This is a genomic window from Youhaiella tibetensis, assembly GCF_008000755.1.
GTDB classification, from domain to species: domain Bacteria; phylum Pseudomonadota; class Alphaproteobacteria; order Rhizobiales; family Devosiaceae; genus Paradevosia; species Paradevosia tibetensis.
The window spans coordinates 1,616,894-1,641,228 of the sequence record NZ_CP041690.1 but is presented as its reverse complement, the minus strand read 5'-3'; the positions used below and the strand labels follow the sequence as shown (position 1 = coordinate 1,641,228).

The following is a 24,335-nucleotide window of genomic DNA, read 5'->3' as shown; positions in this document are numbered from 1 at the left end:
AAGGGACGGACGGGAGCCCCCGAGCCGTGCCTACTCGGCGCGACGTTCGAGATGCGGCCAGACGAGCAGCGGACCGTTGGTCATCTGCAGGCTGAGCGGCGCGTAGGGGTCTTTCTCATTGGGGAAGCCGGTGAAGCGCCGGGTGTTATAGAGTCCCCAATCGGGCTGTTCGTAGAGCGGGATGGCGGGCGCTGCCTGCGAGAACATGCCCTCGAGCTCAGCGATGATCGCCTTTTGCTCGCTCGCGTCGGTCGAAGCCGCAAACTTGGAGAGCAGCTCATCGACCTTCGGATCGCCATAGCGTTGCTGGTTGTTCGGGGAGGCCGTGCCGACGGGCTTGACCGAAGTCGTCGCCATGTTGTTGCGGTAGAACTCGAACGGGGTTGCCGTGCGCTGGGCGGTGCCAAGCGAGAGCTGGAACTGACCGGTGAAGGTCGAGTTGGTCCAACTATCCGCGGTCGTCGTGCGCAAGGTAACGTCGATGCCGATATCCTTGAGGTTTTCCGCGACGATCTGGGAGGCAGAAACCCAGTCGTTCCACCCCGAGGGAACGATGATATCGTACTTGAGCGGCTTGCCATCCTTGCCGACACGGATGCCGTCGGGGCCTTTGGCATAGCTGGAATCGTCGAGCAGCTTGTTGGCGGCATCGGGATCCATGCTCACCCAGCCCTGCCCATCCGCGATTACCTTGGCATCAAGCCAATCCTTGAACGGGGCTTCCGGCAGGCCGGTGGCGTTGGCCGGCACGGACTTACCCCACACACCCGTGTTGATCATGCGCTGCCGATCGAGCGCCATGCTGATGGCCTTGCGGACATTGACGTCGCCCAGGCTGGGATCGGTGGTGTTGGCCTGAAGCAACACGACGGACGTGCGCGGCCACCAGTAGCCGAAATGCTCAGGATCGAGAGGCACGAAGGTGGTGTCCGGATCGGGAACCAGTCCACCCCAGTCGATATTGCCCGAAAGAACGGCGGCGCTCACCTGGTCGTTGCCGTTGAAGCCCTGGACGAAGACGCCCTGGATCTTGAGTGGCTGCCAGTAGTTCGGGTTCTGCGTGACCTGGTAGCGGTCCGTACCGAAGGCGTCGATTGTGGTGAAGGGGCCGGTCCCGACCGGGTCGGCATTCTCGAACGTCACCGGATCCTTCACATCCTTCCAGACGTGCTCGGGAACGATGAACTGGTCGACGAGCGAATAGAGGCCGGGTGTATAGGTCGTCGAGAACGTGAACTTGACCGTAGTCGGATCGACCGCCTCGACGGATTTGAGATATTGCCCGAACGCCCCCGATGCCGGCCCGATGAGACCGGGATTGTCGCGCATCAGGTTGAAGGTGAAGACCACATCGTCGGCGGTGAAGGGCTGCCCATCGGACCACTTGACGTCGTTGCGCAACGTCACTGTGAGGCTCAGGGCGTCGTCGGACCACTTGTAGTCCGTCCCCAGCCACGGATCGAGCTTTCCCGTGGCGTAGTTCTGGATCATCAGTGGCTCGTACATCGTACGCAGGCTGACCCATCGCGTGGTGGGCGAAAACGGATTGAAGGTGCGGGTGAAGCTGCTGCCGCCTTCCGCCACGATGCGAACCAGCTGATCGAGCGGGACTTCGGCTAACGCCGGCTGGGCGGTAACGAGTGTGCCCGAAAGCAGGGCCGCGCCCATCGCCGTTGCCAGAAAGCCTGTCCGAATTCCCTCCAACACGCCGGAGATACCGCCCCGGCGTCTTGTGCTGCTACTCGCCTTATGCATGTTGTCCTCCTGGGACTCGTTTGTCGTCATTTTTCAACTGTCAGGCGTAGTTCCTCACGGGAGGCCGCGTGCCGCGCTGCCTCCCGTGAACACTCGCTCGCGTGTGTATTCGAGCGCGAGTTCGATAGCCCCGGCGCGAACGGCGTTCTCGCTGACCGCAGTCGGGACGATTTGGGGTAATGCGATCGGAAGCCGGGCCAGCAGCGCACTGACGCGCTGCGCAAGGACCCGTCCGCCTCCCTGGCCAATGTCGCCGGCCAGCACCACCATGTCGGGATCCAGAATACCGATCGCGCCGGCAAGGCCCACCGCAAAGCGATAGGCGAGCTCTTCGATGAACGCCGCGTGCTGCTCGGCCGCCTTGACCGCCCGGGCCACCGCCTCCGCATGGTCGCCGCCCGCCAGGCCGTGCTCGGCCAGCAGCGCTTCGATGCCTTCGACCGAAAGCAGGTTTTCAAGCAGCGTAACCCTGACCGGTTCCCCGGGCGCCGCGATCCGCTCGGGCACGATAGCGCCGCCAAGTTCACCGGCGCTCCCGGTCGTGCCCCGCACCAGCCGACCTGCCTGCACGAGAGCGCCGCCGACGCCCTCCCCGACCCAGAAGAGCACGAAGGTCTGGACGCCCTTGGCAGCTCCAACCGCCATTTCTTCCAGCGCGACCAGGTTGACGTCATTTTCCACGACGACGTGGTTGTGTCCGAGCGAAGACATGAGGGAGGCCGGGATATCGAAACCCTCCCAGTTCCGCAGTTGCTGGCCCTTGCGAAGGTGACCTGTCTGGATATCGACGATGCCGGGCAGCCCGACCACGACCTGGTCCAGGTTCTTGATCGATATGCCTGCCGCCCGGGTCGCTTCATCGATCACGCGATGGAGCTCTGGGCCGGCCTGGTAGAGCTCGGATGGCTTCTTGGGCGAGTGGACTTCGGCCAGTAGATTGCCGGTGATGTCCGCGACCGCAACGTTGAGACCATGGGGAGTAACCCCGACACCCGCCACGCAGGCAGAGCGCGGCTCGAGCGACCACAGCCCCGCCTTGGGACCATAGGTTCCCGCCTTCTCGCCATCCTTGCGGATCAGCCCAGCGCTTTCGAGGCGGCGCAGCAGGTCTGAGACGGCCGGCTTGGAGAGGCCGGTGAAGGCCTCGAGTTCCATGCGGGTCAGCGAGCCCTGGTCGAGCAGGCGCTCCAGCACAGCTTTCTCATTGAGATTTCGTAGAAGACGGGGGCTTCCGGCCAAGACTTCCATGCGGCTCACGACTGTCTGGTAACTTTCCTTACAGTCTATGTGAGGACGACTCCTTCCCGATGTCAATGGGTATCGGGCAAGCCCATGCACGATGTGAAAAACGCCCCGGCCTGTGCGACCGGAGCGTTCAATAGCAAGAGCTGATTATCCAGGGGAGCACCAGATGGGCGCCTCCGCGGCTCAATCAATCAGTGATTGGCCCGCGGTCGATCGCAGGGCGATCCAGCCCGCGCGTTTGGAGCATCCCCCACCCGATAGCCGTCAGCAGGGCCACGAAGAGAGCGACGATACCCGCGATGATCCACAATTCGGTAGGGTTCATTGGGTCAACTCCGGCTTACTCTCCATCCGGCCAGCCCCTGCGAATCCATGCATGCGCCGAGACCATTGCAGCCCTACGACCGCCCCTTTGATCGAAGGCAGCATCGCAAGTGGCATGATGATGGAAAGCGGCACGAATACCGCCAGGTAGACGAAGGGACTCCCCGCCCCGATCGTCTCCATGTGGAACATTATGGTCACCAGGATGTGGCCAACGATCATGATGGCCACATAAGGCGGCAGATCGTCGGCCCTGTGGTGGAAGAACTCCTCGCCACATTCCGAGCAGCGGTCGTTCACCTTGAGATAGCTGTGCAGAAGCCGCCCCTTCCCGCAACGCGGACAGCGGCAGCGCATGCCGTTGAGCATGGCCGGCCAGATGGGTCGGGGCTCGCTGTCGAAATGGGTCTCCTCGGACACAAGCGTCGTCATCGCCTTCTCCTGCTATACATACAGTTTATACACATACGCATACACTATTGCTATTGTATGTATAGAATACAGGCGCCGTATGCAAGCACGTCAGCGCTAGACGATCATTTCGGAGAGCGGGCCAGGGTTATCGAGCAGATCGGCGATTACATTCAGGCTGCGCTCCAGGTCGGCCACAGTTCCAGCGCTTCCCAGGCTAAGACGTACAGCCTCCGTCGCAGCGCCAACCGCGAATGCATCGCTGGCGACAACGCCGATGCCGGCGTTGCGCAGGTGGGAAACGAAAGCCCCGCGTTGCCAGCCATGGCCGAGAGGCAACCATGCGTGGAAGCCGGCGTCGTTCATGATAGCGCCGGGGAGCAGCCGACGGGCCAACCGGTTGCGCTCGTCAGTCGCACGGCGGATGGCACTCAGGACGCCTTGGGCCGTGCCGCTCGTTATCCAGCGCGTCGCAATGGCGGTCGAGAGCGGCGAAGCCATCAGGGTCGTTGCCCTCACGCCGCCGACGAGGCGCGAGGCGGCGCGCAGATCGGGAGCCACGAGGTAAGCAATGCGCAATGCCGGCGACAGCGTCTTGGCTACGCCTCCCACGTAGTACACCAAGTCGGGCGCGAGTTTGGCCAATGTCGGCTCACCACTGACCGGCAGCATCCCGTAGGCGTCGTCTTCGATGATCGGAACCCCATGGGCGCGGGCAATCGCGGCGATGGCTTCGCGGCGCTCCAGCGGCATGTTCGCGGTAGTGGGGTTGTGGATCGTGGGCATGCAATAGAGCGCCTTGGGCTTCTCTGCCCGGCAAGCCCTTTCGAAGGCATCCGGAAGCAACCCTTCTCCATCCATGCTTAGGGGAACGAGGCGCACCCCCGTGAAGGCCGCCAAGGCGCGCAGCCCGGGATATGTCAGTTCTTCCACGCAGATCGCCTCGCCCGCTGCGGCAAGCGTCCCCATGATTGCCGCCAACGCGCCCTGCGCGCCGGCCGTGACGATAACGCGCCCGGGCTCGACGGCGCCGATCCTTGAAGCCAGCCACTCGCCTCCCGCAGCGCGATCCTCCATTCCGCCGCCAGCCTCCTGGTACCGCAGCAGCAGGGGCAATCCGCCGGTTTGCTCGATATCGGCGATCTCGCGCCACATTCTCGCCGCCAGCGCCTGATCGTCGAACAAGGGCGGCAGGTTCATGCTCATGTCGACGCCCGTGAGGGCCGATTGCTGGCGTGACACGCCACGCATGCGCACAAAGGTACCCTGCCCCGCGCGCCCTTCTATGAGCCCCCGATCGCGGGCATGGTTATAGGCACGGCTGATCGTGGTGAAGTCGACGCCCAGAGCCGAGGCCAGCGCCCGTTGGGAGGGCAACGCGGCACCGGGCGCCAGCGCGCCGCTGGCGATGTCCGCGGCAAGTGCGTCGGCAATTGCGAGGTACATCGGACCCTCGTCGCGATCGATCTTCGGCTGCCAGGAGGGGATTTTCGAGCGTGCCACTTTGTCCATCCACGTCACTATCTGTATGGATAGTGTATGGATACCACTTAGTCAAACAGCTGTTCGGGGTTCCTAGAAGCCGCGTTCCGACTGGATGCGGAGGGCGGTCTGGGCGGCATCCAGACCGGCGACAGCATCCTGATATCCCGTCGCCGCCACGGCTGCGAAGATCTGTTGCGCCTCTCGATAGCGGCGCAGGTGGTAGTAGGACCACGCGCGTAGCGTCAGCAAGTCGTTCTGTTCGGGCGCATACCGGGCGCGCTCATCCAGCGCCCGAAGCGCATTCTTGTAGTCACCGATCTCGTAGGCCGCCAGGGCGGCCTTGGTGTGGATTGCGATCTGGAGTTCGTTGATGCGCTTCTGGGTGAGCGGGGCGGCCGCAGCCGCCACCATGGCGTAATCTGGCAACCCGAGCCGGATATAAGCCAGAGCTTGCCCATAGGCGGCATCGCTCCGCACCTGGCCGGCCGACGACTCGAGGGCCCGCGCGAAATTGGCAACGGCATCGGCAGGCCTCTCGAGGTCCATCAGGCACCAGCCACGCGCGAGGGCCTGACTTGCTGAAAGGCTCCCTGGGGAAACGAAGGTGGCACACGATCGGCTGCTTGAGCGTGCCGATGCCGGTGGCGGGGTGGACGTCACGGCGACTTTGGGCGCAGGCGCCTCCGCGGGCGATGCGGTCGGCGTTATCTCGCTTCGCTTGCCGGTCGCCTGACCGAAATTGGCGATACGCGCCGACTTCGCAGACCACTGCGACTTGATCTCGCGTACGGTCTGCGTGTCCTTGAGAGCGTCGCTCGCGACCAGAAGGCCGTAGGCGGACGGTTCGTCCTGAGGATCCCAGGTGGTCGCAAGCTTGAACCATTGCGCGGCAGTCTGAGGCTGTTCGAACGCATAGGCATACCAGCCCAGTTCCTGCGCCGCCTTGGCATTATGCGCAGCCATGGTCTCCTGGACGATGCGATCGAGCACCTCGGGTTTGAGTTCCGGGCGCGGATCCTGCGCCAGGAGGGCAGAGGCAGCCGTGAGGTAGAGGCTGGTGAGTTCTTCGCTGTCGCCGCTATAGGCGGCGAGCGCCTGCTCGGCTTCGCCGGGGCGGTCGAGATCGAGCAGAGCGACGGCGAGCCCGTGAGCGGAAAGCGCGCCCGGGTCGGCGGCCGTCGCCATTTCGAACCAGTCGCGACCGTCGGCCGGCTTCTTCTGGTTCAGGGCATACCAGCCGAGCAGGCGGAGATCGTCGGGTACCTTGGTCTGCCGGGCGCTGCTTTCGAGCAGGCTCACGTCGGCATCGCTGGCTTTGCCGACCTTTCCGGTCAAGACCTCGGCAATGGCGTCGCGTGCGAGATCGAGACGGATCGGGGTGAACTCTCCCGCGCCATCTGGCCCGGGCCGTTCCAGTGCGAGGAGCGGGTCGAGGTCGGCCCGCGGCAGGAGCGACATCGCCTTCTGCACCGTGGCCAGGCGAATCTGAGGGTCGGTGCAGTTGGTCAGGATATATTTATAGGCGTCTAGGCCCCGCGGCGTCTTGTCTGTCTTGATGAAGGCCTCGGCAACTCGCCAGAGGTTGTCCACGCTGGCGCATGTCAAAAGCTCAGGCGTCTGGGCGGCAATGGAGACGACGGTTTCGTACTGTGCGGCGTCGGAAGCGTTGCGCAGCCTGACGCCCGCCTCCCCCACATCGAGGCTGTGGAGCAGGTCTTCGCTGGGCGTGAAAGCAGGATCGGCGCTCTGCTTGGCGGCGATGGCCGCCCGGGCCCCGGCGAAATCGCCCTGTCCATAGAGCTCCCAGATGTGCTCGATGGCGGGGTCCGGCGTGTAGTCGTTGGCCAGCAGGTTGGCGGGCGGCTGCCAGTCGGGATAGAGCGCCTTGAGGCGGGCTATCTCAGCCTCCACGCGCTTGGTATCGCCCTGGCGCGCGAAGTATCTGAGGGCGGTCTCGTCGGGCGTGCCTGTCTGCGCGGTCGGCGCCGGCGCAGCCGTCTCGCCCGAAGCCGCAGGGGCCTGGGCCGTTGCGGTGGAGGCCTGCCCTAGAAGCATCGCCAAGACAAGCAAACGAAGCAGTGCCTTCATCGTGCAGTCCCTCCCTCCAGACACATTGGTGCATCCCGGCGCAGGAAATCGAGCGTCAACAGCTGCAGCGTGGCGGCAAAATAGCTCGTCGGAGAAAAGGCCTGCAAATCGGCGGGAACCGGCTCTCCCGTCAGCACGCAGTTCAAGGCCGCGCCGATGATCCTGTAGCCGGGCTCGGTCAGGTGCTCCTTGGCCTCGCCCGTCGTCACGTCGACCCGCAGCAGGCCGTCCTCGCCGACCATGCGGATGTAAGGCGCAAGGCGCTCAGGGCCAGCACCGGAACGCATCAGGTAGAGCGGGATGCGGATATTGTTGTAACCGAATTCCGGCGGAAAGCCCTCGGCTGGCTTGGGCTTGCGGGAGGACAGCGAAACCCAGTCGGGCGGCAGGCCGGCGGCGTTTTCTCCAGCCAGGGCGAGAACCTTCATCTCGTCCTCGGCAATCCTCGCCCACGCAATCTGGGGCGTGAGGCCCGCGAAGACCGGCGCCGCCTCGAAGATCCAGTAGGACGGATTGACCACAGGGCCGTCAGGTCGCTGCGTTGCCGAGAAACCGTCCTTGCCCGGCAGGACCAGCATGTTGCCGCGAACCTCCACGAGCATCTCGCGCCCCAGGCTCTCAACGATCCGCCTGGCAGCGTCGGTCTTTTCGGGTTCATTCCAGGCCTCGCCCGCCATTGCGAGCGCATAGGCGATCAGGATGTCTCCGTCGCTCGCGTTGTTGGTATCGGTGACGTGCGGGGACTTGTCTTCCTCCCAGCGCCACGCCGCCAGTCCGTCGTCGCGCACCATCAGTTCGGTGCGGGTGAACGACCAGATCGCCTCGAAGGTCGGGCGGTCCTGGGCAAGCACGGCGAGCAGCAGGCCATAGCCCTGGCCCTCGCTGTGGCTGAGGTTGTTATTGCCGTTATCCACCACACGCCCCTCGGCGCTGACGAAGTGGTTGCGATAAGTCTGCCACTCCTGGGCGGTGATGGTCGGCTCTGCCGGCGACGCCGCCAGGCCGGTCGCCGTCACGCAAGCCATCGCTGCACCCGCGAGCCACCAAAGCCACCTCATCCCTTGCGTCCCACAGTCTTGAGAAGCGCCCAGGTGGCGAGAGTGAGCAATACGGCGAGGCCGGCGAGCAGCAGGGTGAACTCCATGACGTTTGCTGAAAGCCAGTTGGCCGCAATCAGGCGATAGTTGGCGAGGGATGGCGGCTGGGTGGCGATGAGGGTCTTGTTATTGGGCCGAACGGTCGTCACGGCAGCATCGGCCGCGCCAAGGGTGCTGATGCGGCCGGCAATGGCCCGCCAGTTGTCTGTCCGAACGAGCCTGCGCGTCCCATCAAGAAAGAACTTCTCGTCGGGGATCGTTAGGTAGGTCCATATCCCCCCTTCGGGTTGATGCACCTGGGACATGATGACGGCATCGGCCGATTTCGGCACGAAGTCGGCGTCGTTGGGATGGACCGGCCAGAAATCCTGCGGCTGCAGGTCGAACTGCCGGGCAAGCCAATCGGCAATCCCTTCAAAGGGACCGCCGTTGCCCGAGGCACTCCTGAAACTGTCGAGCAGTGCATCATCACCTACCCCGCCCCGTCCGGGCCCATTGCTTTGGGCCACCCCGCTGCGGATAGCCGTCTGCGCGCCCAATACCGGCAGCGGCGAAACGACCAGCGCGTTCGCGGCTGGGTTCAATTGTTCGGGCGGCACCACGATCACGGGAACGGCTTCGCCTGCCGCTACCGCCACCCGCGTCAACCAGGTGAGCCCCGAGGCGAGCGTGTCCTGCCCCGCCGCCACCACCACAGGCTGGGGGCTGGCACCGACATAGGGCGCGCCGGTGCCGGCGAAGGCAGCCAGGTCCGGCGCGACCGCGATGCGACCGAAATTGGGGATCTGGAGACGGCTGTTGGCCGATAGCAGGAACCGGTTTGGAGCCGTCTGCGTGAGGCCCGGCGGGCAGGCCTCGTCGGCAGCGGTATGAAGCAGCACTTCGATATCGACCCGGTTCCGGCCGGCCCGAAAGTTCGTCATCGGTATCTTGATGGGCGTGTCGCGAGAAAAGCCGCGCTCGGTTCGCAACACCGGCGTGGAGGACGCGATCTGGCCGTTGACGTAGATGTTGAACTGGCTCTCGGGAAGAACGTCGCTCGAATAGGCGGCGTTGAGCAGCAGCGTCGCCTGACCAAACATGTTGGAATAGAAGTCCGACGGCAGCGCGAACTCGAACGAGGTAGTAAAGCGGCGGCCGTTGAACTCGCTGGTCTGCACACCGAGATCGGCCAGGGCTATTTCGGTCGAACCGGTCACAAGCGGGATCGGGTAGGCCAGGTCGGCGCGCGACCTCAGGAAGCCGGGGTTGGACCCGTTCTCGCCGCCAATGCTCCGGACCGCCAGATCCACGCCTGCCCAGTCTGGCCCCGAGACAACCAGCACGTTCGTATCCCCGACCTTGGCAAAGGCGGCGACGGGACCGGCCTTGGCCTCGATGCCGAGTGAAGCCACCTCTGCCGGCAAGGCATCGGCCGTCGCCAGCACCACGTTGAGCGCGCCCGGTGCCGGCGCGGCAATTCCATCGGCGATCTCAACCGTTGTATCCGGAACGCGAAGCGCCAGGCCGAGCGCCTGCGCGAGCGCCAGGGCTGCCTGCCTGGCCTCGGGTCGCTCGAGGTCAGGCGCGACCAGATGCAGCACCGTTTCCCCCACGTCATCGAACCCTGTCGCCGCAAGGTCGGCGAGGCGCGAGACCGATCCCGCACCGGGCGTGCCAAAAGAGAGAAACGTCCGCGAAGGATCGATCCGCGTCCAAAGCTCATAGGTCGAGGCCACCGAGCAATCGGTACGGTGCCGCTGTACAGCCGAGAATTCCACAAGGTTCGGGCCCGGGCGCAGTGTCCCGGCGGGGACATCGATCCTGACGTCGGTCGTGGCTGCGGATGATGAAATCGGCGCCGCCAGCACGTTGGTGCCGTTTATGTCGACGCGCAGTTCGGAAGCCTCCGGTGCTGCGACCACCGCGTTGAGATAGCCGACATTGAGCGCAACGGGGGCCTGGGCCTCGTCATCGGTCAGGAAGACGGTCATGCCCTGCCGCGCGGTCTCCCCGGTCAGTTGGAGGGTGTCAAAGGGAATGAGATAGCGGACCGGGCTTACGGGCGGCGGCTCGGGAGCCGGCGTGGCCTGGGGCGCCTGCGGTTCGATGGTTGCCGGCGGCTCGGGGGCCGGTGGCGGTTGCGTCGCGGCCGGAGACTCCGTCTGGCGCTCGGGCGACATGTCGAACGGCTGGGGTTGCTGGGCGGATGCCGGCCAGGCCGCCATCGCCCAGAATGCCAGGACGACGCCACGCACGTGCCTCCACTGCATCAGTTGGACTCCTGCTGCGGTTTGCGGCGGAAGCCTCCCGAGAAGCGCATCAGGTAGCCCAGTCCGCGCCCGGTCTGGTAGAAAGCCGTCCCCAGGAACTGCAGCGTCCCGGCGATGACACCGATATTGACCTGGCGACTGCGTTGCTGGGTCTCCCAGACCGACGAGTTGGCATAGAGGAGATCGGCGATAAGCCGGTAGTCCTGGGCCCGTTCTGGCCGGAACCGGGCACCGACCATGGTCTGCTTGCTGCCGGCGCTCACGTTGCGGATGTAGATGTCGAGCTGGTTGTCCTCGAGCGCGGTCAGCGGCGTGAAGCGGACACGACTATTTCCTCCGCGCGGCAGTTCGGCGACATTTCCCTGCAGGCGAATGCCCATGCCGCCGCTGGAGACGTCCACGATCGCTCCTTTGGCCCAATTGCCGTCGGGCAACTGCACTTCGCAACGCCGTTCGACCGCGACGCGCCGGCTGGTCCGCGCCTCGCGGCGCTCCGAAACCACGCCGAGGGCGCAGCCGGCCAGGATGAGATTGAAGATGTTCCAACCGCCCACGACCATGGTGATTTCGGCGCGGTAGGGCTCGGCGATCACCTTGTAGATAGTGAATCCGACCGCGACGAGCAGCAGCAGGAAGATGATGTAGAAGGGGCGCGCGAGCTCGGACAGCCGCGATTCATCGACCGATTCATCCTTGGCCGTCACCTTGAAGGTCGGCTTGCTGGGATTGCGGAGCACCGAGATGAGTGCCGGCGCCAGGTGGACGGATTGGATGTATTCGTAAAGCTCGGAGATCCACGGCCAGCGCCACCGCCCGAACAGCGAGTTCTGCATGACCAGGTTCACCAGCACATAGGTCATCGTGTAGGCGACGAACTCGCCACCCGACGCTGTGAATATCTCCAGATTGAAGAACAGGTAGCAGAACGGGGCGAAGAGAAAGATCAGCCGCGTGAACGGGAACAACCAAAAGAGCGTGCTCGACAGGTAGCAGATGCGCTGTGAGATGCTCAGGCCCCGTTTGAACAACGGGAAGTTGAAGATCAGGATCTGCATCATCCCCTGCGCCCAGCGCGTGCGCTGCCCGATGAAGCTGGCAAAGGTAGCCGGCTGAAGCCCGGCAATCAGGGGCTTGTCGACATAGATGCTGTTCCAGCCCTTCGCGTGCAGGTCGATGGCGGTTTCGCAGTCCTCGGTAATGCTGCGGCCGGAAAAGCCGTTGCCCGCTATGAGCGCATCGCGTCGCAGCAGCGCAGCCGAACCGCAGAAGAACGCCGCGTTCCATTTGTCCAGGCCGCGCTGGATCACGCCGTAGAACATCTCATTCTCGGATGGCATGCGCTCGAATGTGCGCAGGTTGCGCTCCAGCGGATCGGGATTGAGGAAGAAGTGCGGCGTCTGAACGAGAAATAACCGGTCATCCCTGCCGAAATGCGGCACGGTCTCCTGCAGGAAGTCGCGTGCCGGGGCGTGGTCGGCATCGAAAACGGCGACCAGTTCACCGCGAGAGTGCTCGAGCCCGTTGTTAAGGTTGCCGGCCTTGGCGTGCTCGTTGCGCGCACGCGTGAGATAGCGCACGCCAAGGTCGTTGCAGAGGGCGTTGAGTTTCTCGAAGCGCTCCCGGGCGGCGTCGGCGGCGTCCGGGTTCTCCGAATTGCGCTTTTCCTCGGTGCCGCCATCGTCGAGGAGCCAGACAGTGACCTTGTCGGGCGGATAATCCATCGCCCGGGCGGCTGATAACGTGCCGGCCAACAGGTCGTAGTCTTCGTTGTAGGTGGGCACGAAGACATCGACGGTCGGCACGCGCTCGTTGGGATGGAGCCGGGTCGACTTGCGCGACGGGAGCGGGCTCGAAACCACGAACAGGCTCAGGCCCAGCATCAATATGCAGTAGAGCTCGGCAAGGTAGAGCAGGAAGCCGGGGATGAAGTCGCCCCATTGCTGAATAGGGGGAAGCGTGCTGGTCGTGCGCCAATAGGCGTAGCGAAGCACGATCGCGGTGCCCAGGGCCAGGAGCAGCAGGCGCCATATTCCCCCGAGCCTGAAGACCTTGATGAGGCTCATCAGGAAGATGAAGATCACGGCGGTCACCAGGTGCACCTGCAGGCTCACCGGCAAAGTGATGACGGCCACCATCATGACGGTGGCCAGAATCCAACCTAGGACCGTCAGGGTCTTGAGCACTGCGCCTCCTCCTCAGTTTGCCGCAACTGGCGGTGGTGGGACGATGACTTTCGAACCGCTGCTCCCGGGGGGAGCCGGGACTATGGGACCGGAATTCACCGCCCCTGGCGCGGGCACAATGGGCGCACCTGGGGGCGGTGTGGGAACAACGGCTTTTGTGACAGTGGGTTGCGCCGGCTTCTTTGCGTTCGCCTGTGATGGTTGAGCAACCGTTGCGAAGCCCTCGACGCCATAGGGCTTGATTGGAACGAATATCCGGCCGATCTGGGCGGGCGCCCGCCAGGGCTCGAAGACGCCGCCGTTGATGCGCAATTGGTACATGACGCCGAGAAGCGATTCCTCGCTGCGGTTCTTGTCGCAGAGCTGGAGGCGGACGGCGATCGCACCACGGTCGATCCCGCCCGAAGGTTTGCGGGAGGGGTCGATCCGCTGCCAGGCATAGACGCAGGTGTCGCCCGTCGGAGCCCTGCCCACCGCGTAGCCGAAGGGGCCGTAGTCATTCTGCACATAGAAGGGAGAACGCTTCATGTTGGCCTGCGGCCAGGCGGCGCGGGCTTCGTTCATCAGGTCGATTTCGACCAGGGGCGTATCCGGCAGGGTCCCGAAATTGCCGTCGCCACCCTTGGCCTTGAAGATCGTCACGGTGATCTTGTTTTCGCCCGGTGTCCGCGCCTCGGTGGCCAGCGCGATCTCCTGGCGATAGGCATTGGCGAACGTCGTTTCGATCACCCCCACGATGCCGGGCCCGCCGGGCGGGGGAAAGATGAAGGCCTGGGTGGGAGCTATGGTCTGGGCCGGACGTGGCTCGAGCGGAGGTTGTTGGCTGCAACCGGCAAGGAAGAGGCAAGCACAGGCGAAGCAGGCCAACTCGAACAGGCGAGAACGCTTCAGGAACAACGCAACACAGTCCTTTCGGCTCATCGACGAAGGGCAGCAAAGTCCTCTGCTAGTAAGAAGTTTTTGGAGCAATCGCGCAAACGCAACCGGAACGGGGCAAGCCGATTTTCCCTCAGGCGTTGCAAAGAGCCTTCACTTGTCGCTTGGACGAAGCTCCACTGTGCGGCTAGGAACAGCCGGAGGCGCCGCCTCCAAACCTTCAACGAGTGCCGAGATGACGCCATCGCTTTCCGTAACGTCCGCCCCCTCGCCGGAAGACCTCGCCGTCGTCGGCAACAACCTTACGGCCTTCAACGAGGGCGAGGTGGGGGCGTCCAACCGCCTGCCGCTCGCCGTCTTCGTACGCGATGAGGCCGGGCGCATCGTGGCGGGAATCAGCGGCTATACCGGCTGGGGATGGCTCTATGTCCAATGGCTCTGGGTAGGCGAGGAACTGCGCGGGCACGGCTGGGCCAGCACGATGTTGTCAGCCGCCGAGGACGAGGCGCGCGTGCGCGGATGCCACGGCGCCTACATAGACACCTTCAATCCGGTAGCGCTGCGCACCTACGAACGAGCCGGTTACAAGCCATTCGGCACCCTCCCCGAGTTTCCGCCGGGGAGAACGCGCACGTTCCTGCAAAAATCGCTGCTCGAAGCCTAGCCGGCGATCCGGCCGCCTTGCATCGGGCGCGGCGCCCCCGTCGTCGTCGGAAAACTGATCGGCATGCCGCGGAGCACGCGCACCGCCAGGAAGGCGAAGCACTCGGCCTCGATGGCATCACCGCGCCAACCCACCGTCTCGGCCGGGATCGCTTCGACACGAGCACGCGTCTCAAGCATCGCCATGATCGCCGGGTTATGCCGCCCACCGCCACAGACCACCAGCCTGGTGGGGCGCCGGGGCAGGATATCGAGGGCCTTGCCGACGGCCCCACAGGTGAAGGCGGTGAGGGTCGCCGCGCCATCCTCGAGGCCCAGGCCATCGGCCATGGACGCGCCGAAGTCGAAACGGTCCAACGACTTGGGATAGGGAGCGGTGAGGTAGGGATGGGTCAGGAGCTTGGCCAGACGCTCCTCATCGACCTTGCCCTCCAGGGCCAGCGCCCCATCCCGGTCCATATCGCCATGCCCGCGCGCCTTGACGAAATCGTTGATCGGCGCGTTGGCCGGACCGGCGTCGAAGGCCACGAGGCTGTCCGCCCCGTCCCACCACGTCACGTTGGCCACGCCGCCCAGGTTGAGGACAGCGGTATCGCCACCGGTGCCGAGGGAACGGAGCAAGGCCTGGTGGTAGGCCGCCGATAGCGGAGCACCCTGCCCGCCTGCCGCCACGTCGGCAGAGCGGAAGTCGTACACCACCTTGCAATCGAGGATCTCGTGCATGAGCTGGCCATTGCCTAGCTGGCGGGTTGCGCCGATACGGCCGGGCTGGGGGGCGCGATGCAGCACGGTCTGCCCGTGGAAGCCTACCGCCCCGATATCGCCCATGGTCAGCCCCGCGCTTTCGACGAGCTTCCGCACAGCCTCGGACTGCGCCCGGGTGAGCGCGTCCTCAGCCTGCGCGAAGATCGCCGGCTCGGGGCCCTCGAAGTTCCAGGCCCGCGCCTGCTGGAGCGTCTCTTCGAGCAGCTCCCGGATCGAGGCGGGATAAGGAGCCAGAGTGTAGGCTCCGAACTCGGAGACCTCCACGCCGTCGGTGCGCAGCAGGGCAACGTCGATATTGCCGTCAAGCACGGTGCCGGTCATCAGCCCTACGGCCCAGATCGGTTCCATCATTTACTCCAGGACTAGATTGATCTGATCGCCCACTGCCCGCCGAAGCTGCAGGATGCCGCTATCGAAATGCCGCGTGGGGTGGACGCGATTGGTCAGCAAGGTCCAGGCGCAGCCGCTCTCGAAATCGAGCCAGAGGCCAGTGCCGGTGAAGCCGGTGTGTCCGATCGTCTGCGCGGAGCAATGCTCGCCGCCCGACCAGCCTTCATATGGGCGCTCCCAGCCGTGGGTGCGACGGGCCGAGAGGGGCGTGCGCATCAACTCCACAGAGCGCGCCGAAACCCCGCGGGCCGTCAGCAGCCCTTCGGCAAAGTCGAGTACCGAGCCCACCGTACCGAATAGTCCGGCATGCCCCGCCCCCTGGAGCGCGGACGTATTGTCGTCGTGCACTTCTCCGCTCAACACGCGATAGCGCCAGGTGCAGTCCTCGGTCGCCGCCGCCTCGTCCGGCCTGGCGGAAAAGGCGAAACCGGGGCCCGGATCCATCTGCCTGATGGTCTTGCCTGTGTGCCGCTCGAGAGCGAAGCCGAGCAGCATGAAGTTGATGTCCGAGTAAACCGCCGGCCCGGCGGGCCAATCGTGCTGCAACACAAAGGCGCGGAGCAGATGCGGGTCGCGCCCATAGGTATAGAGCGGGAAAACCGCCGGGAAAGGCGTCTGGTGGCCCAGGCATTGCCGGAAGGTGATCTTGCGGGCCCAGGCGTCGGGGCTGTACTGCTGAAAGTCCGGCAGGAGAGCAACGAGCGGCGCATCCAGGTCGATGACGCCCTCTTCGGCCAGGGCGAGAATGCGGGGGGTGGTGAAGATCACCTTGGTCAGGGAGGCCAGGTCGAACCAGGTCCCTTCGGTCATGGGGCGTGCGGTTGGCACCGTCTGCGCCTTCCCGATGGCGCGGACCATGCGTTGGCCCGAGGCATCCACGATGCCGAGAACGCCCCCCGGAATGCGTCCGGAAGCCACCCATTGCTCGAGAGGTTCGAAGGCTCGCTCGAACCGGGCGGAGAAGGCTGAATCCGTCATGAGTCACTACCTGTCATTTCAACGCGCGCACGATGATCGGCGCCCACTTCGCGCCACTGCGCGGGCTCCGGCTCGAACCCGGCCGGCCGCACAAGCGAGGGCACCTGGCGCGTGTCGAGCTCGAACCGCTGGTGACGGCGATCGACGGACGGCACCGCCGAGATCAGGCGCTTGGTGTAGGAATGCTGTGGGTTGGACAGCACGGAGGACGCTTCGCCGATCTCCACGATCTGGCCGGCGAACATCACCGCGACGCGGTGCGCGATCCGCTCGACCACCGCCATGTCGTGGGAGATGAAGAGGTAGGCCAGGCCATATTCGTGCTGCAGGTCCACGAGCAGCTCGAGCACGCGCGCCTGCACGGAAACGTCGAGCGCCGAGACGGCCTCATCGAGAACGACGACGTCGGGGTTGAGCATCAGGGCCCGGGCGATGCACAGGCGCTGGCGCTGTCCGCCGGAGAACTCGTGCGGGTAGCGCTCGAGGCTGTCGGGCTTCAGCCCGACCCGTTCGAGCAGCGCCTCCATCTTGCGCACGAGCTCGGCGTCATTGGGGATGCCGGCGGCAATCGCCGGCTCCGCCAGAAGGCCCCTGACGGTCAGGCGCGGATTGAGCGAGGCGAAGGGATCCTGGAACACCATCTGGAGAGGCCGTTCCGAGGAGTGTCGGCCTGGCCGGGTCTCGCTGGTCTCGATCACGCCCCTGGTAGGTCGAACGAGGCCCATCAGGGCGCGGGCCGTCGTCGACTTGCCCGATCCACTTTCACCCACGATGGCGAGGGTCCGCCCGCGGCGGAGCTCAAAATTGACCCCGTCTACCGCGTGGACGGCTCCCGTCTGGCGGCGGAAAACCCCCGAACGCACCGGAAAACGCACGGCCAGGTCGGCCACCGTAACGATCGGGGCGTCCTTCACGTCCGCCTCGACCCGGTCCGTCCTGACGGCGGTGCCGTTGCTGAAATGGGGCACTGCGGTCAGCAGGTGCTGCGTATAGGGGTGCTGTGGATTGTCGAGGATGGCGCCCAGCTCCCCCTGCTCGACGGCAATGCCCCCCTGCATGACCATCACCTTGTCGGCGATGCCGGCAACGAGGCCGATGTCGTGTGTGATGAAGATCATGCCCATGCCCATCTCGCGCCGCAGCTCATCGAGCAGCGCCATGATCTGCGCCTGGACGGTGACGTCCAGCGCGGTCGTGGGCTCATCGGCGATGAGCAGGCGCGGACTGCTGGCCAGCGCCATGGCGATCATCACCCTCTGACGCATGCCACCGGACAGTTGGTGGGGATAGTAGGAGAGACGCCGGGCGGCATCGGGAATGCGGACACGCTCCAGCGCTTCGCGCGCTGCGGTGGTCGCCGCACGTCCACGCAGCCCCTTATGCAGCCTGAATGCCTCCTCGATCTGCCAGCCGATGGTATGCACCGGATTGAGCGAGGTCATCGGCTCCTGGAAGATCATGCCGATCTCCCGTCCCCTGATGGTTTCGAGGCGGCTCTCGTCAGCCGCGACGAGGTCAAGCACACTGCCATCGTCCCGCTGGAAAGCGATCGAGCCGGCCGTCACGCGTCCGCCGCCGAAATCCACGAGGCGATTGACCGAGAGCGCCGTCACGGATTTGCCCGAGCCGCTCTCGCCGACGATCGCCACCGTTTCGCCCGCCGATATCTCGAACGAGACGCCGTGAACCACCTCATTGGCCTTCGGATCACGTCCGAAGCCGACCCGCAGGTCCTTGACGGAAAGCAACGGCGTCATGCGCGGGCCCTCCGGGTCTTGGGATCGAGGATGTCGCGCAGCGCGTCTCCGAAGAGATTGAAGCCCAAGATCCCGACCATGAGCGTGAGCGCCGGAAACACCAGCAGCCAGGGCGCCGATTCCATGAGATTGCGCGCATCGCTGAGCATGAGGCCCAGGGAAGGTGTCGGTGGTTGCGTGCCAAGGCCCAGGAAGCTCAGCGCCGCTTCGGTGAGCAGCGCCCAGGCGAGGGCAAGCGTCACCTGGACGGTGAGCGGGGCGACGAGGTTGAGGAGCATGTGGCGGGTGAGAATGTAGAACTGGCTGCTGCCGAAGGTGCGTGCCGCGTCCACGTATTCACGGGTCTTGATCGAGAGCGCCGGTCCGCGGACCACGCGCGCAAAGATGGGAGTGTAGACGATGCCGATGGCCAGGATGCTGGTCCAGGTGCCGGGGCCCGCGATGGCCACGATTAAGAGAGCCAGAAGGATCGCCGGAAACGCCAGGAGCACGTCCATCAGGCGCATCAGGGCGCCATCCCAGCCCCTGCCCCACCATGCGGCGACGAGGCCAATGATCGTGCCCGCCACGCTGGCGAAAGCAACGGAGATGAAGGCGATGACGAAGGACTGGCCGATGCCGGCCATCAAGCGGCTGGTCATGTCCCGCCCGAAAAGGTCGGTGCCCATCCAGTAGGTGGCGTTGGGCGCCATCAGGCGGTCGATGCGGAACTGCTTGAGCGGATCGTGTGGCGTGAGCCCGATGGCCGCGAACAGTGCGATCAGGATGTAGAGCGCGATGATGGCGCCGCCGATCCGGCCGCTTGGGTGGCGCGCGATGGCCTTGAGCATATCCATCTCACTGCCCTCCGAGCCGGATGCGCGGATCGATGGCGACATAGGCCAGGTCGACGAGCAGGTTGACGATGAGGAAGTTGAGCGCCACGAACAGCACCGCTCCCTGAACCAGGGCATAGTCGCGCTGGCTGATGGCGTCGAGCACCATGCGGCCAAGGCCGGGCAGTGCGAAGATCTGCTCGACGATCACGGCGCCGCCGAGCAGGTAGCCGAACTCGACCCCGCACAGCGTCACCACCGGAATGAGGGCGTTGGGGAACGCATGGCGCCAGATGGTGCGCCGGTGTGGCACGCCCTTGGCGCGGGCGGTGCGCACATAGTCGTCCTTCAGTACGTCGAGCATGGCCGAACGCGAAATGCGCGTAACCGAGGCGGCGAAGGCGAAGCCGAGCGTGATGGCCGGCAGGATCATCTGGCTGAGATTGGCGATCGGGTCCTGCCAGAGCGGCGCGACGCTGCCCATCGTGGGCAGGACGCCGAAGCCGACCGAGAGAAAGTAGATGATAAGCAGGCCGACCACGAAGTTCGGCGTGGATTGTCCGAGCATGGCAACGATGCGGACCAGGAGATCGGAGGGCTTTTCGCTGTGGGTCGCCGCATAGATGCCCGCGGGGATGCCGACGAGCAGAGCGATCACCATGGAAAGCAGCGCGAGTTCGAGCGTCACCGGAAAGCGCTCGAGAATGACGTCGAGCACCGGTTTGCCATAGGTGACGGAAATGCCCAGGTCGCCGTGCAGCAGGCCCGTCAGCCAGTGCCAGTATTGGGTCGGCCAGGGCTGGTCGATGCCGAAATAGGTGGCGAGCGCGGCGCGCTGCTGCTCGGTCAACAGGCCGGCTTCGGTACCGAGCATGGCCGTGACGGCATCGCCCGGGATCAGCCGAATGGCAACGAAGACCAGAACAGAAACCCCGAGCAGGATCAGGGGGAACGTTACCAGCCGCTGCGCTACATAGTTCATGGGAAAACCTGGATAGACGGACGGCGGCCGCAGCCGCCGTCCTTCGCCGACATCAGGCGGCGCGATTAGTCGAGGGTGACCTTGGTCAGGCCGAACAGCGTGCCGGTGGGCGTGGGCACGAAGCCATGCACCGTCTTCTGCTGGGCCGTGTAGTTGTAGGAGGTCGAGAGCCAGATCCAGGGCGAGACTTCTGCGAGGTGCTTTTCGAACTGTGCGAAGATTTCCTTGCGCTTGGCCGGGTCGGTTTCGGTGCGACCCTGCTTCATCAGGCTATCGAGGGTGTCGTCGATATAGTTGGAAACCTTCTGCAGGTTGCCGTCCTTGGTCCAGTAGCGATTGTACATCGTGTAGGGGTCGGCGCGGCCGCCGTTCTGGGCCACCGCCATGTCGAAGTCGCCCTTGAGCCAGCGGTCGACATAGACGTTTAGTTCCATGGTCTCGATGTTGAGCTTGATGCCGATTTCGGCAAGCTGGGACTGGATGACCTGCGCTTCCGAGGCGGCCACAGGAGGTTCGCCGGTCGCGGCGATCACGGTCGCCTCGAAGCCGTCGGCATGGCCCGCGTCGGCCATCAGCTTCTTGGCCTTTTCGAGGTCAGGTGTATAGCAGAAGAGCTCCTTGGGATCGGTCGCATAGGCCGGGATCGTCAGCGGGCCGGTGACCTGCCCTTCCCCGAGCAGCGCCGTGTCGAGGACTTCCTGGCGGTCGATCGCGCAGGAGATCGCCTGGCGCACGCCCAGTTCGGTCATCGGCGAGCGGGAGGGGTTGAGCTGCAGGACATTATAGGCAAGGCCCGGCTGGCGGTTGAGCTGCAGGTTCGCCTCGCGCGGCACGAGGGTCGCGACCAGCGGATCGTTGAGCAGGGCGAAATCGACCTGACCGGTGCGCAGTGCGGCCAGGATGGCCGTCTCGTCGGGCAGGACGCTGATATTGATGCCGTCGAGCGCCACTGCGCCACCGGCCCAATCCTTATTGGTGCTGAGCTCTTCCTTGGAGTCGGGCTCCCACTGGTCGAGCTTGAAGGGACCCGAGCCAATGGCCTTGGTGCCGATGGTGCCCGCGGCAATTTCGCTGGCCGGCACGATGGCCGCGTTGAGATCGGTCATGGCCGTCAGGATCGGCGCGTCGGGCTGGGAGAGCTTGAACACCACAGTGCCGGCATCGGGCGTCTCGATGCTCGAAATCGAGAGGAAGTTGGCGCGCGTGGCGGCGCCGGTGGCTTCATCCAGGATGCGCTCGAAGCTCGCCTTGACGTCGGCGGAGGTCACCGCCTCGCCATTGTGGAACTTGGCGTTCGGGTTGAGCTTGAACGTCAGGCTGGTGCCGTCGGCGCTGAACTCCCAGGAGTCGGCGATGGCCGGAACGATATTGAGGTTGGCGTCCAGCCGGACCAGCGGCTCATAGATGAGCTCGAGCAGGCGCAGCGAGGAAAACGCCGTCTGCTTGTGCGGGTCCAGCCCGGTGGCGTCCTGTGCCCATGCCATGCGCAGCGTGGCAGCCTGGACCGGCGCCGAAATCGCAAGCGCCCCAACGACCGTGGCCAGCGCTACGCCCGCCAGCAACTTCTTCTGCGATTGCCAAAACGTCATTGTTTCCACCATCCCCTAGGTAGTCTTGTCGCGTTTGTCGGCCGACAGGCTGGCCTTAGCCTCCGCTCGTCGCCGGGAATTCTTGTGGACGGCCCGGGCGCTAGCGCAACCGGACGTCTTCGGACCCTTCCGCGAGCGAGTATGGGACACGACCACATGGCACACAATACCTATTCCCTACCAGTTCGCGGCGTTCCCCAGGCCGTTTGGTTCGCGGGGCAATGTGCCACAATCCACAACCCCTGCATCAACGGTTGCCCCAAAGAGAATGGACTTATATTGGTATGCCAGATGTGAGCGAACGGAGGACCGGTACTTGGCGCGTCTATCTTTGCGGGGAATCAAGAAGCGCTTCAAGGAAACGGAGGTCCTACACGGCATCGACCTTGAGATCGGCGACAAGGAATTCGTGGTTTTCGTGGGCCCCTCGGGCTGCGGAAAGTCGACGCTGCTGCGGCTGATCGCGGGCCTCGACCCCATCACTGAAGGCGAATTCATCCTCAACGACCGTTCCATGGTCAGCGTGCCGCCGTCGCGGCGCGGCATCGCCATGGTGTTCCAGTCCTATGCGCTTTACCCGCACATGGACGTCTATGAGAACATGGCGTTCGGCGCCCGGCTGATGGGGCTGGACAAGGCCGAGGTCGAGTCGCGCATTGCCGAGGCTTCGCGCATGCTCAAGCTGGACGAGTTGCTCAAGCGCAGGCCGCGCGAGCTTTCGGGCGGCCAGCGCCAGCGCGTCGCCATCGGCCGAGCCCTGGTGCGCAAGCCCGACGTGTTCCTGTTCGACGAGCCGCTTTCTAACCTCGACGCTGCCCTGCGCGCTGACGTGCGCCTCGAAATCGCGCGCCTCCACAACGATCTGGGCGCAACCATGATCTATGTGACCCACGACCAGGTCGAGGCCATGACGCTGGCCGATCGCATCGTGGTCATGAACCAGGGCAGGATCGAACAGGTCGGCAGCCCGCGCGAGCTCTACGAGACGCCTGCCAATACCTTCGTGGCGACCTTCATCGGCTCGCCCAAGATGACGCTGGTCAACGTCACCTGCGACGGGGACCGTCTCTCGGTCCCCAATGGCGGCAGCATTGCCATGAACAACCTTCCGCCGGCCGCCGGTGCGTCGCTGATCATGGGCGTTCGCCCCGACGCGCTCACCATCGCCCGCGGCGCCCATGATGAGGGTTTCGCTGCCAAGGTGATCTACGCCGAATATCTGGGCGATCATGCCTACGTCTATGCGCAGCTCGCGGACGGCAAGCAGATCGTGGCCAGGGCCCATCCGGGCGAAGAATTCTCAGCCGACCAGACAATTACGGTGACGCCCGACCCGGCCGCTGTACACTTCTTCTCGGTCGAGGACGGAAAGCGGCTGTCCGCTTGAATATTCCGACTACAAGGAGAGAGGGATCAATGAAAAAGAGAAACTTGCTCCGCCTGGGCGCTGCCCTGAGCGGTCTGCTGATGGCCATGCCGGCCCTGGCTCAGGAACTCACGTTCTGGAGCTGGCGCCAGGAAGACAAGGCCGTCTACGAAGAGCTGATCAAGACGTTCGAAGCCCAGAACCCGGGCATCACCGTCAAGTTCGAGGCATTCGAAGCCACCAACTACAACACCATCCTGTCGACGGCGCTCGCCGGCGGCACGGGCCCGGACCTGATGATGGTGCGCGCGTTCGGTGGTCTGGAGACCATCGCCAGCGGCGGCTACCTGATGCCGCTCGACAACACCAAGATCCCGGCCCTGGCCGATTTCAGCCCGGCGGCGCTCGCTGCCGAGACCATGCGTTCGGACCAGACGCTCTATGCCGTGCCGTTCGCCAGCCAGACCCAGTTCGTGATCTACAACAAGGCCATCTTCGACCAGAACGGCCTTAAGGAACCGCAGACCTGGGACGAGTTCATCAAGCTAGCCGAAGACCTCAAGGCCAAGGGCGTCATTCCCTTCGCCAACGGCACCGCCACTGCCTGGCAGAACGAAACCATCGTGGGCGCCCTGGTCTCCTCGATCTATGGCCGCGGCTTCTATGACGACCTGATGGCCGGTAAGGTCGACTTCAACGACCCGCGCTACGTCGATGCCCTCGCCAAGCTCAAGGACATCACCGCCTACTTCCCCGATGGCTTTATCGGCCTCGACTATCCGTCGGCCCAGCAGCTCTTCACCTCGGGCATGGCCGCGATGTTCGCCGGTGGTTCCTATGAAATCGCCAACTTCCGCGCTCAGAACCCGGATATCCAGCTTGGCGTCTTCGCCGCTCCGGGTATTAAGGCCGATGACGAGAAGCTGGTCGCCATCTACTTCGACGGTGGCTATGCGGCCAACGCCAAGACCGCTCATCCGGAAGCTGCCGTGAAGTTCCTCAACTTCCTGGCCAGCAAGGATTTCGGCCAGGTGTTCGCCAACAAGCTCAACAACATCTCGACCGTTCCGGGCGTCACGTTCGATGATCCGCTGCTGGGCGAAGTCGCTGAGCTCAACCAGCATTCGATCCCCTACCTGATGCTCGTCCACTTCCGTTATGGCGAGCCCTCTGGTTCGGTGCTGCTGCAGGGTGAAGTCCAGAAGCTCCTGGACAACCAGACCACCCCGGCCGAGATCGGCAAGGCCCTCACCGATGGCCTCGCCAACTGGTACGAGCCGTTCAAGAAGTAATTGCCCAGGGCCGGCGGGTCAT

18 protein-coding genes are annotated in these 24,335 nt (G+C 64.6%); 3 read left to right on the top strand and 15 right to left on the bottom strand.

The genetic code is table 11. The annotated features are described in order from the left end of the window. Positions 1 to 30 precede the first annotated feature (30 nt). The 9 genes from FNA67_RS07880 to bcsN all read right to left on the bottom strand — a co-directional run bounded on the left by FNA67_RS07880 (position 31) and on the right by bcsN (position 13,737). Positions 31 to 1,668, bottom strand: a complete 1,638-nt coding sequence (locus FNA67_RS07880) for an ABC transporter substrate-binding protein (RefSeq protein WP_170267246.1) — start codon at positions 1,666 to 1,668, stop codon at positions 31 to 33. A 141-nt stretch (positions 1,669 to 1,809) separates the two neighbouring features. Beyond that, on the bottom strand, positions 1,810 to 3,003 hold the full coding sequence (locus FNA67_RS07875) for an ROK family transcriptional regulator (protein WP_147655654.1): 1,194 nt from the start codon (positions 3,001 to 3,003) through the stop codon (positions 1,810 to 1,812). 318 nt (positions 3,004 to 3,321) lie between these two features. Then, positions 3,322 to 3,756: a DUF983 domain-containing protein gene (locus FNA67_RS07870; RefSeq protein WP_147655653.1), complete on the bottom strand. Its 435-nt coding sequence runs from the start codon at positions 3,754 to 3,756 to the stop codon at positions 3,322 to 3,324. Positions 3,757 to 3,852: 96 nt separating this feature from the next. Continuing rightward, entirely contained in the window at positions 3,853 to 5,247 is a 1,395-nt protein-coding gene (locus FNA67_RS07865) for an aminotransferase-like domain-containing protein (RefSeq protein WP_147655652.1), read from the bottom strand. A 63-nt stretch (positions 5,248 to 5,310) separates the two neighbouring features. Next, positions 5,311 to 7,308: a tetratricopeptide repeat protein gene (locus FNA67_RS07860; RefSeq protein ID WP_147655651.1), complete on the bottom strand. Its 1,998-nt coding sequence runs from the start codon at positions 7,306 to 7,308 to the stop codon at positions 5,311 to 5,313. Then, positions 7,305 to 8,333: a glycosyl hydrolase family 8 gene (locus FNA67_RS07855; RefSeq protein ID WP_244616533.1), complete on the bottom strand. Its 1,029-nt coding sequence runs from the start codon at positions 8,331 to 8,333 to the stop codon at positions 7,305 to 7,307. The genes FNA67_RS07860 and FNA67_RS07855 overlap by 4 nt, the downstream gene beginning before the upstream one ends. Positions 8,334 to 8,362: 29 nt before the next feature. Continuing rightward, positions 8,363 to 10,657 (bottom strand): cellulose biosynthesis cyclic di-GMP-binding regulatory protein BcsB, encoded by a 2,295-nt coding sequence (locus FNA67_RS07850; protein WP_147655649.1) that lies wholly within the window; start codon positions 10,655 to 10,657, stop codon positions 8,363 to 8,365. Beyond that, positions 10,657 to 12,795, bottom strand: coding sequence for a UDP-forming cellulose synthase catalytic subunit (gene bcsA / locus FNA67_RS07845; RefSeq protein WP_371874380.1), 2,139 nt, complete (start codon positions 12,793 to 12,795; stop codon positions 10,657 to 10,659). Before bcsA ends, FNA67_RS07850 begins: the two co-directional genes overlap by 1 nt. Before the next feature lie 57 nt (positions 12,796 to 12,852). Continuing rightward, positions 12,853 to 13,737: a cellulose biosynthesis protein BcsN gene (gene bcsN, locus FNA67_RS07840; RefSeq protein ID WP_170267244.1), complete on the bottom strand. Its 885-nt coding sequence runs from the start codon at positions 13,735 to 13,737 to the stop codon at positions 12,853 to 12,855. A gap of 214 nt (positions 13,738 to 13,951) precedes the next feature. Between bcsN and FNA67_RS07835 the strand changes: the two genes are divergently transcribed. Then, positions 13,952 to 14,380 carry a GNAT family N-acetyltransferase gene (locus FNA67_RS07835; RefSeq protein ID WP_147655646.1) on the top strand — a complete coding sequence of 143 codons (429 nt, stop codon included), beginning with the start codon at positions 13,952 to 13,954 and terminating at the stop codon, positions 14,378 to 14,380. On the opposite strand, the gene FNA67_RS07830 is transcribed toward FNA67_RS07835, so the two are convergent. The 6 genes from FNA67_RS07830 to FNA67_RS07805 all read right to left on the bottom strand — a co-directional run bounded on the left by FNA67_RS07830 (position 14,377) and on the right by FNA67_RS07805 (position 21,655). After that, positions 14,377 to 15,492, bottom strand: coding sequence for an anhydro-N-acetylmuramic acid kinase (locus FNA67_RS07830; RefSeq protein WP_147655645.1), 1,116 nt, complete (start codon positions 15,490 to 15,492; stop codon positions 14,377 to 14,379). The two genes, FNA67_RS07835 and FNA67_RS07830, sit on opposite strands and share 4 nt — an antisense overlap. A 3-nt stretch (positions 15,493 to 15,495) precedes the next feature. Next, positions 15,496 to 16,512: a serine hydrolase domain-containing protein gene (locus FNA67_RS07825; protein ID WP_147655644.1), complete on the bottom strand. Its 1,017-nt coding sequence runs from the start codon at positions 16,510 to 16,512 to the stop codon at positions 15,496 to 15,498. Then, a complete protein-coding gene (locus FNA67_RS07820; RefSeq protein WP_147655643.1) occupies positions 16,509 to 18,269 on the bottom strand; it encodes an ABC transporter ATP-binding protein in 1,761 nt (586 codons plus the stop codon). Before FNA67_RS07820 ends, FNA67_RS07825 begins: the two co-directional genes overlap by 4 nt. Then, positions 18,266 to 19,105 carry an ABC transporter permease gene (locus tag FNA67_RS07815; protein ID WP_147655642.1) on the bottom strand — a complete coding sequence of 280 codons (840 nt, stop codon included), beginning with the start codon at positions 19,103 to 19,105 and terminating at the stop codon, positions 18,266 to 18,268. The genes FNA67_RS07820 and FNA67_RS07815 overlap by 4 nt, the downstream gene beginning before the upstream one ends. 1 nt (position 19,106) lies before the next feature. Beyond that, positions 19,107 to 20,066: an ABC transporter permease gene (locus FNA67_RS07810; protein WP_147655641.1), complete on the bottom strand. Its 960-nt coding sequence runs from the start codon at positions 20,064 to 20,066 to the stop codon at positions 19,107 to 19,109. 65 nt (positions 20,067 to 20,131) lie between these two features. After that, positions 20,132 to 21,655: an ABC transporter substrate-binding protein gene (locus tag FNA67_RS07805; RefSeq protein WP_174851672.1), complete on the bottom strand. Its 1,524-nt coding sequence runs from the start codon at positions 21,653 to 21,655 to the stop codon at positions 20,132 to 20,134. A 316-nt stretch (positions 21,656 to 21,971) separates the two neighbouring features. On the opposite strand from FNA67_RS07805, the gene FNA67_RS07800 reads away from it, so the two are divergent. Together FNA67_RS07800 and FNA67_RS07795 are read left to right on the top strand one after the other, a co-directional pair. Continuing rightward, positions 21,972 to 23,042: an ABC transporter ATP-binding protein gene (locus FNA67_RS07800; protein WP_147655639.1), complete on the top strand. Its 1,071-nt coding sequence runs from the start codon at positions 21,972 to 21,974 to the stop codon at positions 23,040 to 23,042. A gap of 29 nt (positions 23,043 to 23,071) precedes the next feature. Further along, a complete protein-coding gene (locus tag FNA67_RS07795; RefSeq protein WP_147655637.1) occupies positions 23,072 to 24,313 on the top strand; it encodes an extracellular solute-binding protein in 1,242 nt (413 codons plus the stop codon). The last annotated feature ends 22 nt before the right edge of the window (positions 24,314 to 24,335 follow it).

Excerpts from the sequence above, each read along its gene's own strand:
- FNA67_RS07880 (WP_170267246.1), bottom strand. The coding sequence starts at position 1,668 with ATGGGCGCGGCCCTGCTTTCGGGCACACTCGTTACCGCCCAGCCGGCG.
- FNA67_RS07875 (WP_147655654.1), bottom strand. The coding sequence starts at position 3,003 with ATGGAAGTCTTGGCCGGAAGCCCCCGTCTTCTACGAAATCTCAATGAG.
- FNA67_RS07870 (WP_147655653.1), bottom strand. The coding sequence starts at position 3,756 with ATGACGACGCTTGTGTCCGAGGAGACCCATTTCGACAGCGAGCCCCGA.
- FNA67_RS07865 (WP_147655652.1), bottom strand. The coding sequence starts at position 5,247 with ATGGACAAAGTGGCACGCTCGAAAATCCCCTCCTGGCAGCCGAAGATC.
- FNA67_RS07860 (WP_147655651.1), bottom strand. The coding sequence starts at position 7,308 with ATGAAGGCACTGCTTCGTTTGCTTGTCTTGGCGATGCTTCTAGGGCAG.
- FNA67_RS07855 (WP_244616533.1), bottom strand. The coding sequence starts at position 8,333 with ATGGCTTGCGTGACGGCGACCGGCCTGGCGGCGTCGCCGGCAGAGCCG.
- FNA67_RS07850 (WP_147655649.1), bottom strand. The coding sequence starts at position 10,657 with ATGCAGTGGAGGCACGTGCGTGGCGTCGTCCTGGCATTCTGGGCGATG.
- bcsA (WP_371874380.1), bottom strand. The coding sequence starts at position 12,795 with ATGATGGTGGCCGTCATCACTTTGCCGGTGAGCCTGCAGGTGCACCTG.
- FNA67_RS07835 (WP_147655646.1), top strand. The coding sequence starts at position 13,952 with ATGACGCCATCGCTTTCCGTAACGTCCGCCCCCTCGCCGGAAGACCTC.
- FNA67_RS07830 (WP_147655645.1), bottom strand. The coding sequence starts at position 15,492 with ATGGAACCGATCTGGGCCGTAGGGCTGATGACCGGCACCGTGCTTGAC.
- FNA67_RS07825 (WP_147655644.1), bottom strand. The coding sequence starts at position 16,512 with ATGACGGATTCAGCCTTCTCCGCCCGGTTCGAGCGAGCCTTCGAACCT.
- FNA67_RS07820 (WP_147655643.1), bottom strand. The coding sequence starts at position 18,269 with ATGACGCCGTTGCTTTCCGTCAAGGACCTGCGGGTCGGCTTCGGACGT.
- FNA67_RS07815 (WP_147655642.1), bottom strand. The coding sequence starts at position 19,105 with ATGGATATGCTCAAGGCCATCGCGCGCCACCCAAGCGGCCGGATCGGC.
- FNA67_RS07810 (WP_147655641.1), bottom strand. The coding sequence starts at position 20,066 with ATGAACTATGTAGCGCAGCGGCTGGTAACGTTCCCCCTGATCCTGCTC.
- FNA67_RS07805 (WP_174851672.1), bottom strand. The coding sequence starts at position 21,655 with ATGACGTTTTGGCAATCGCAGAAGAAGTTGCTGGCGGGCGTAGCGCTG.
- FNA67_RS07795 (WP_147655637.1), top strand. The coding sequence starts at position 23,072 with ATGAAAAAGAGAAACTTGCTCCGCCTGGGCGCTGCCCTGAGCGGTCTG.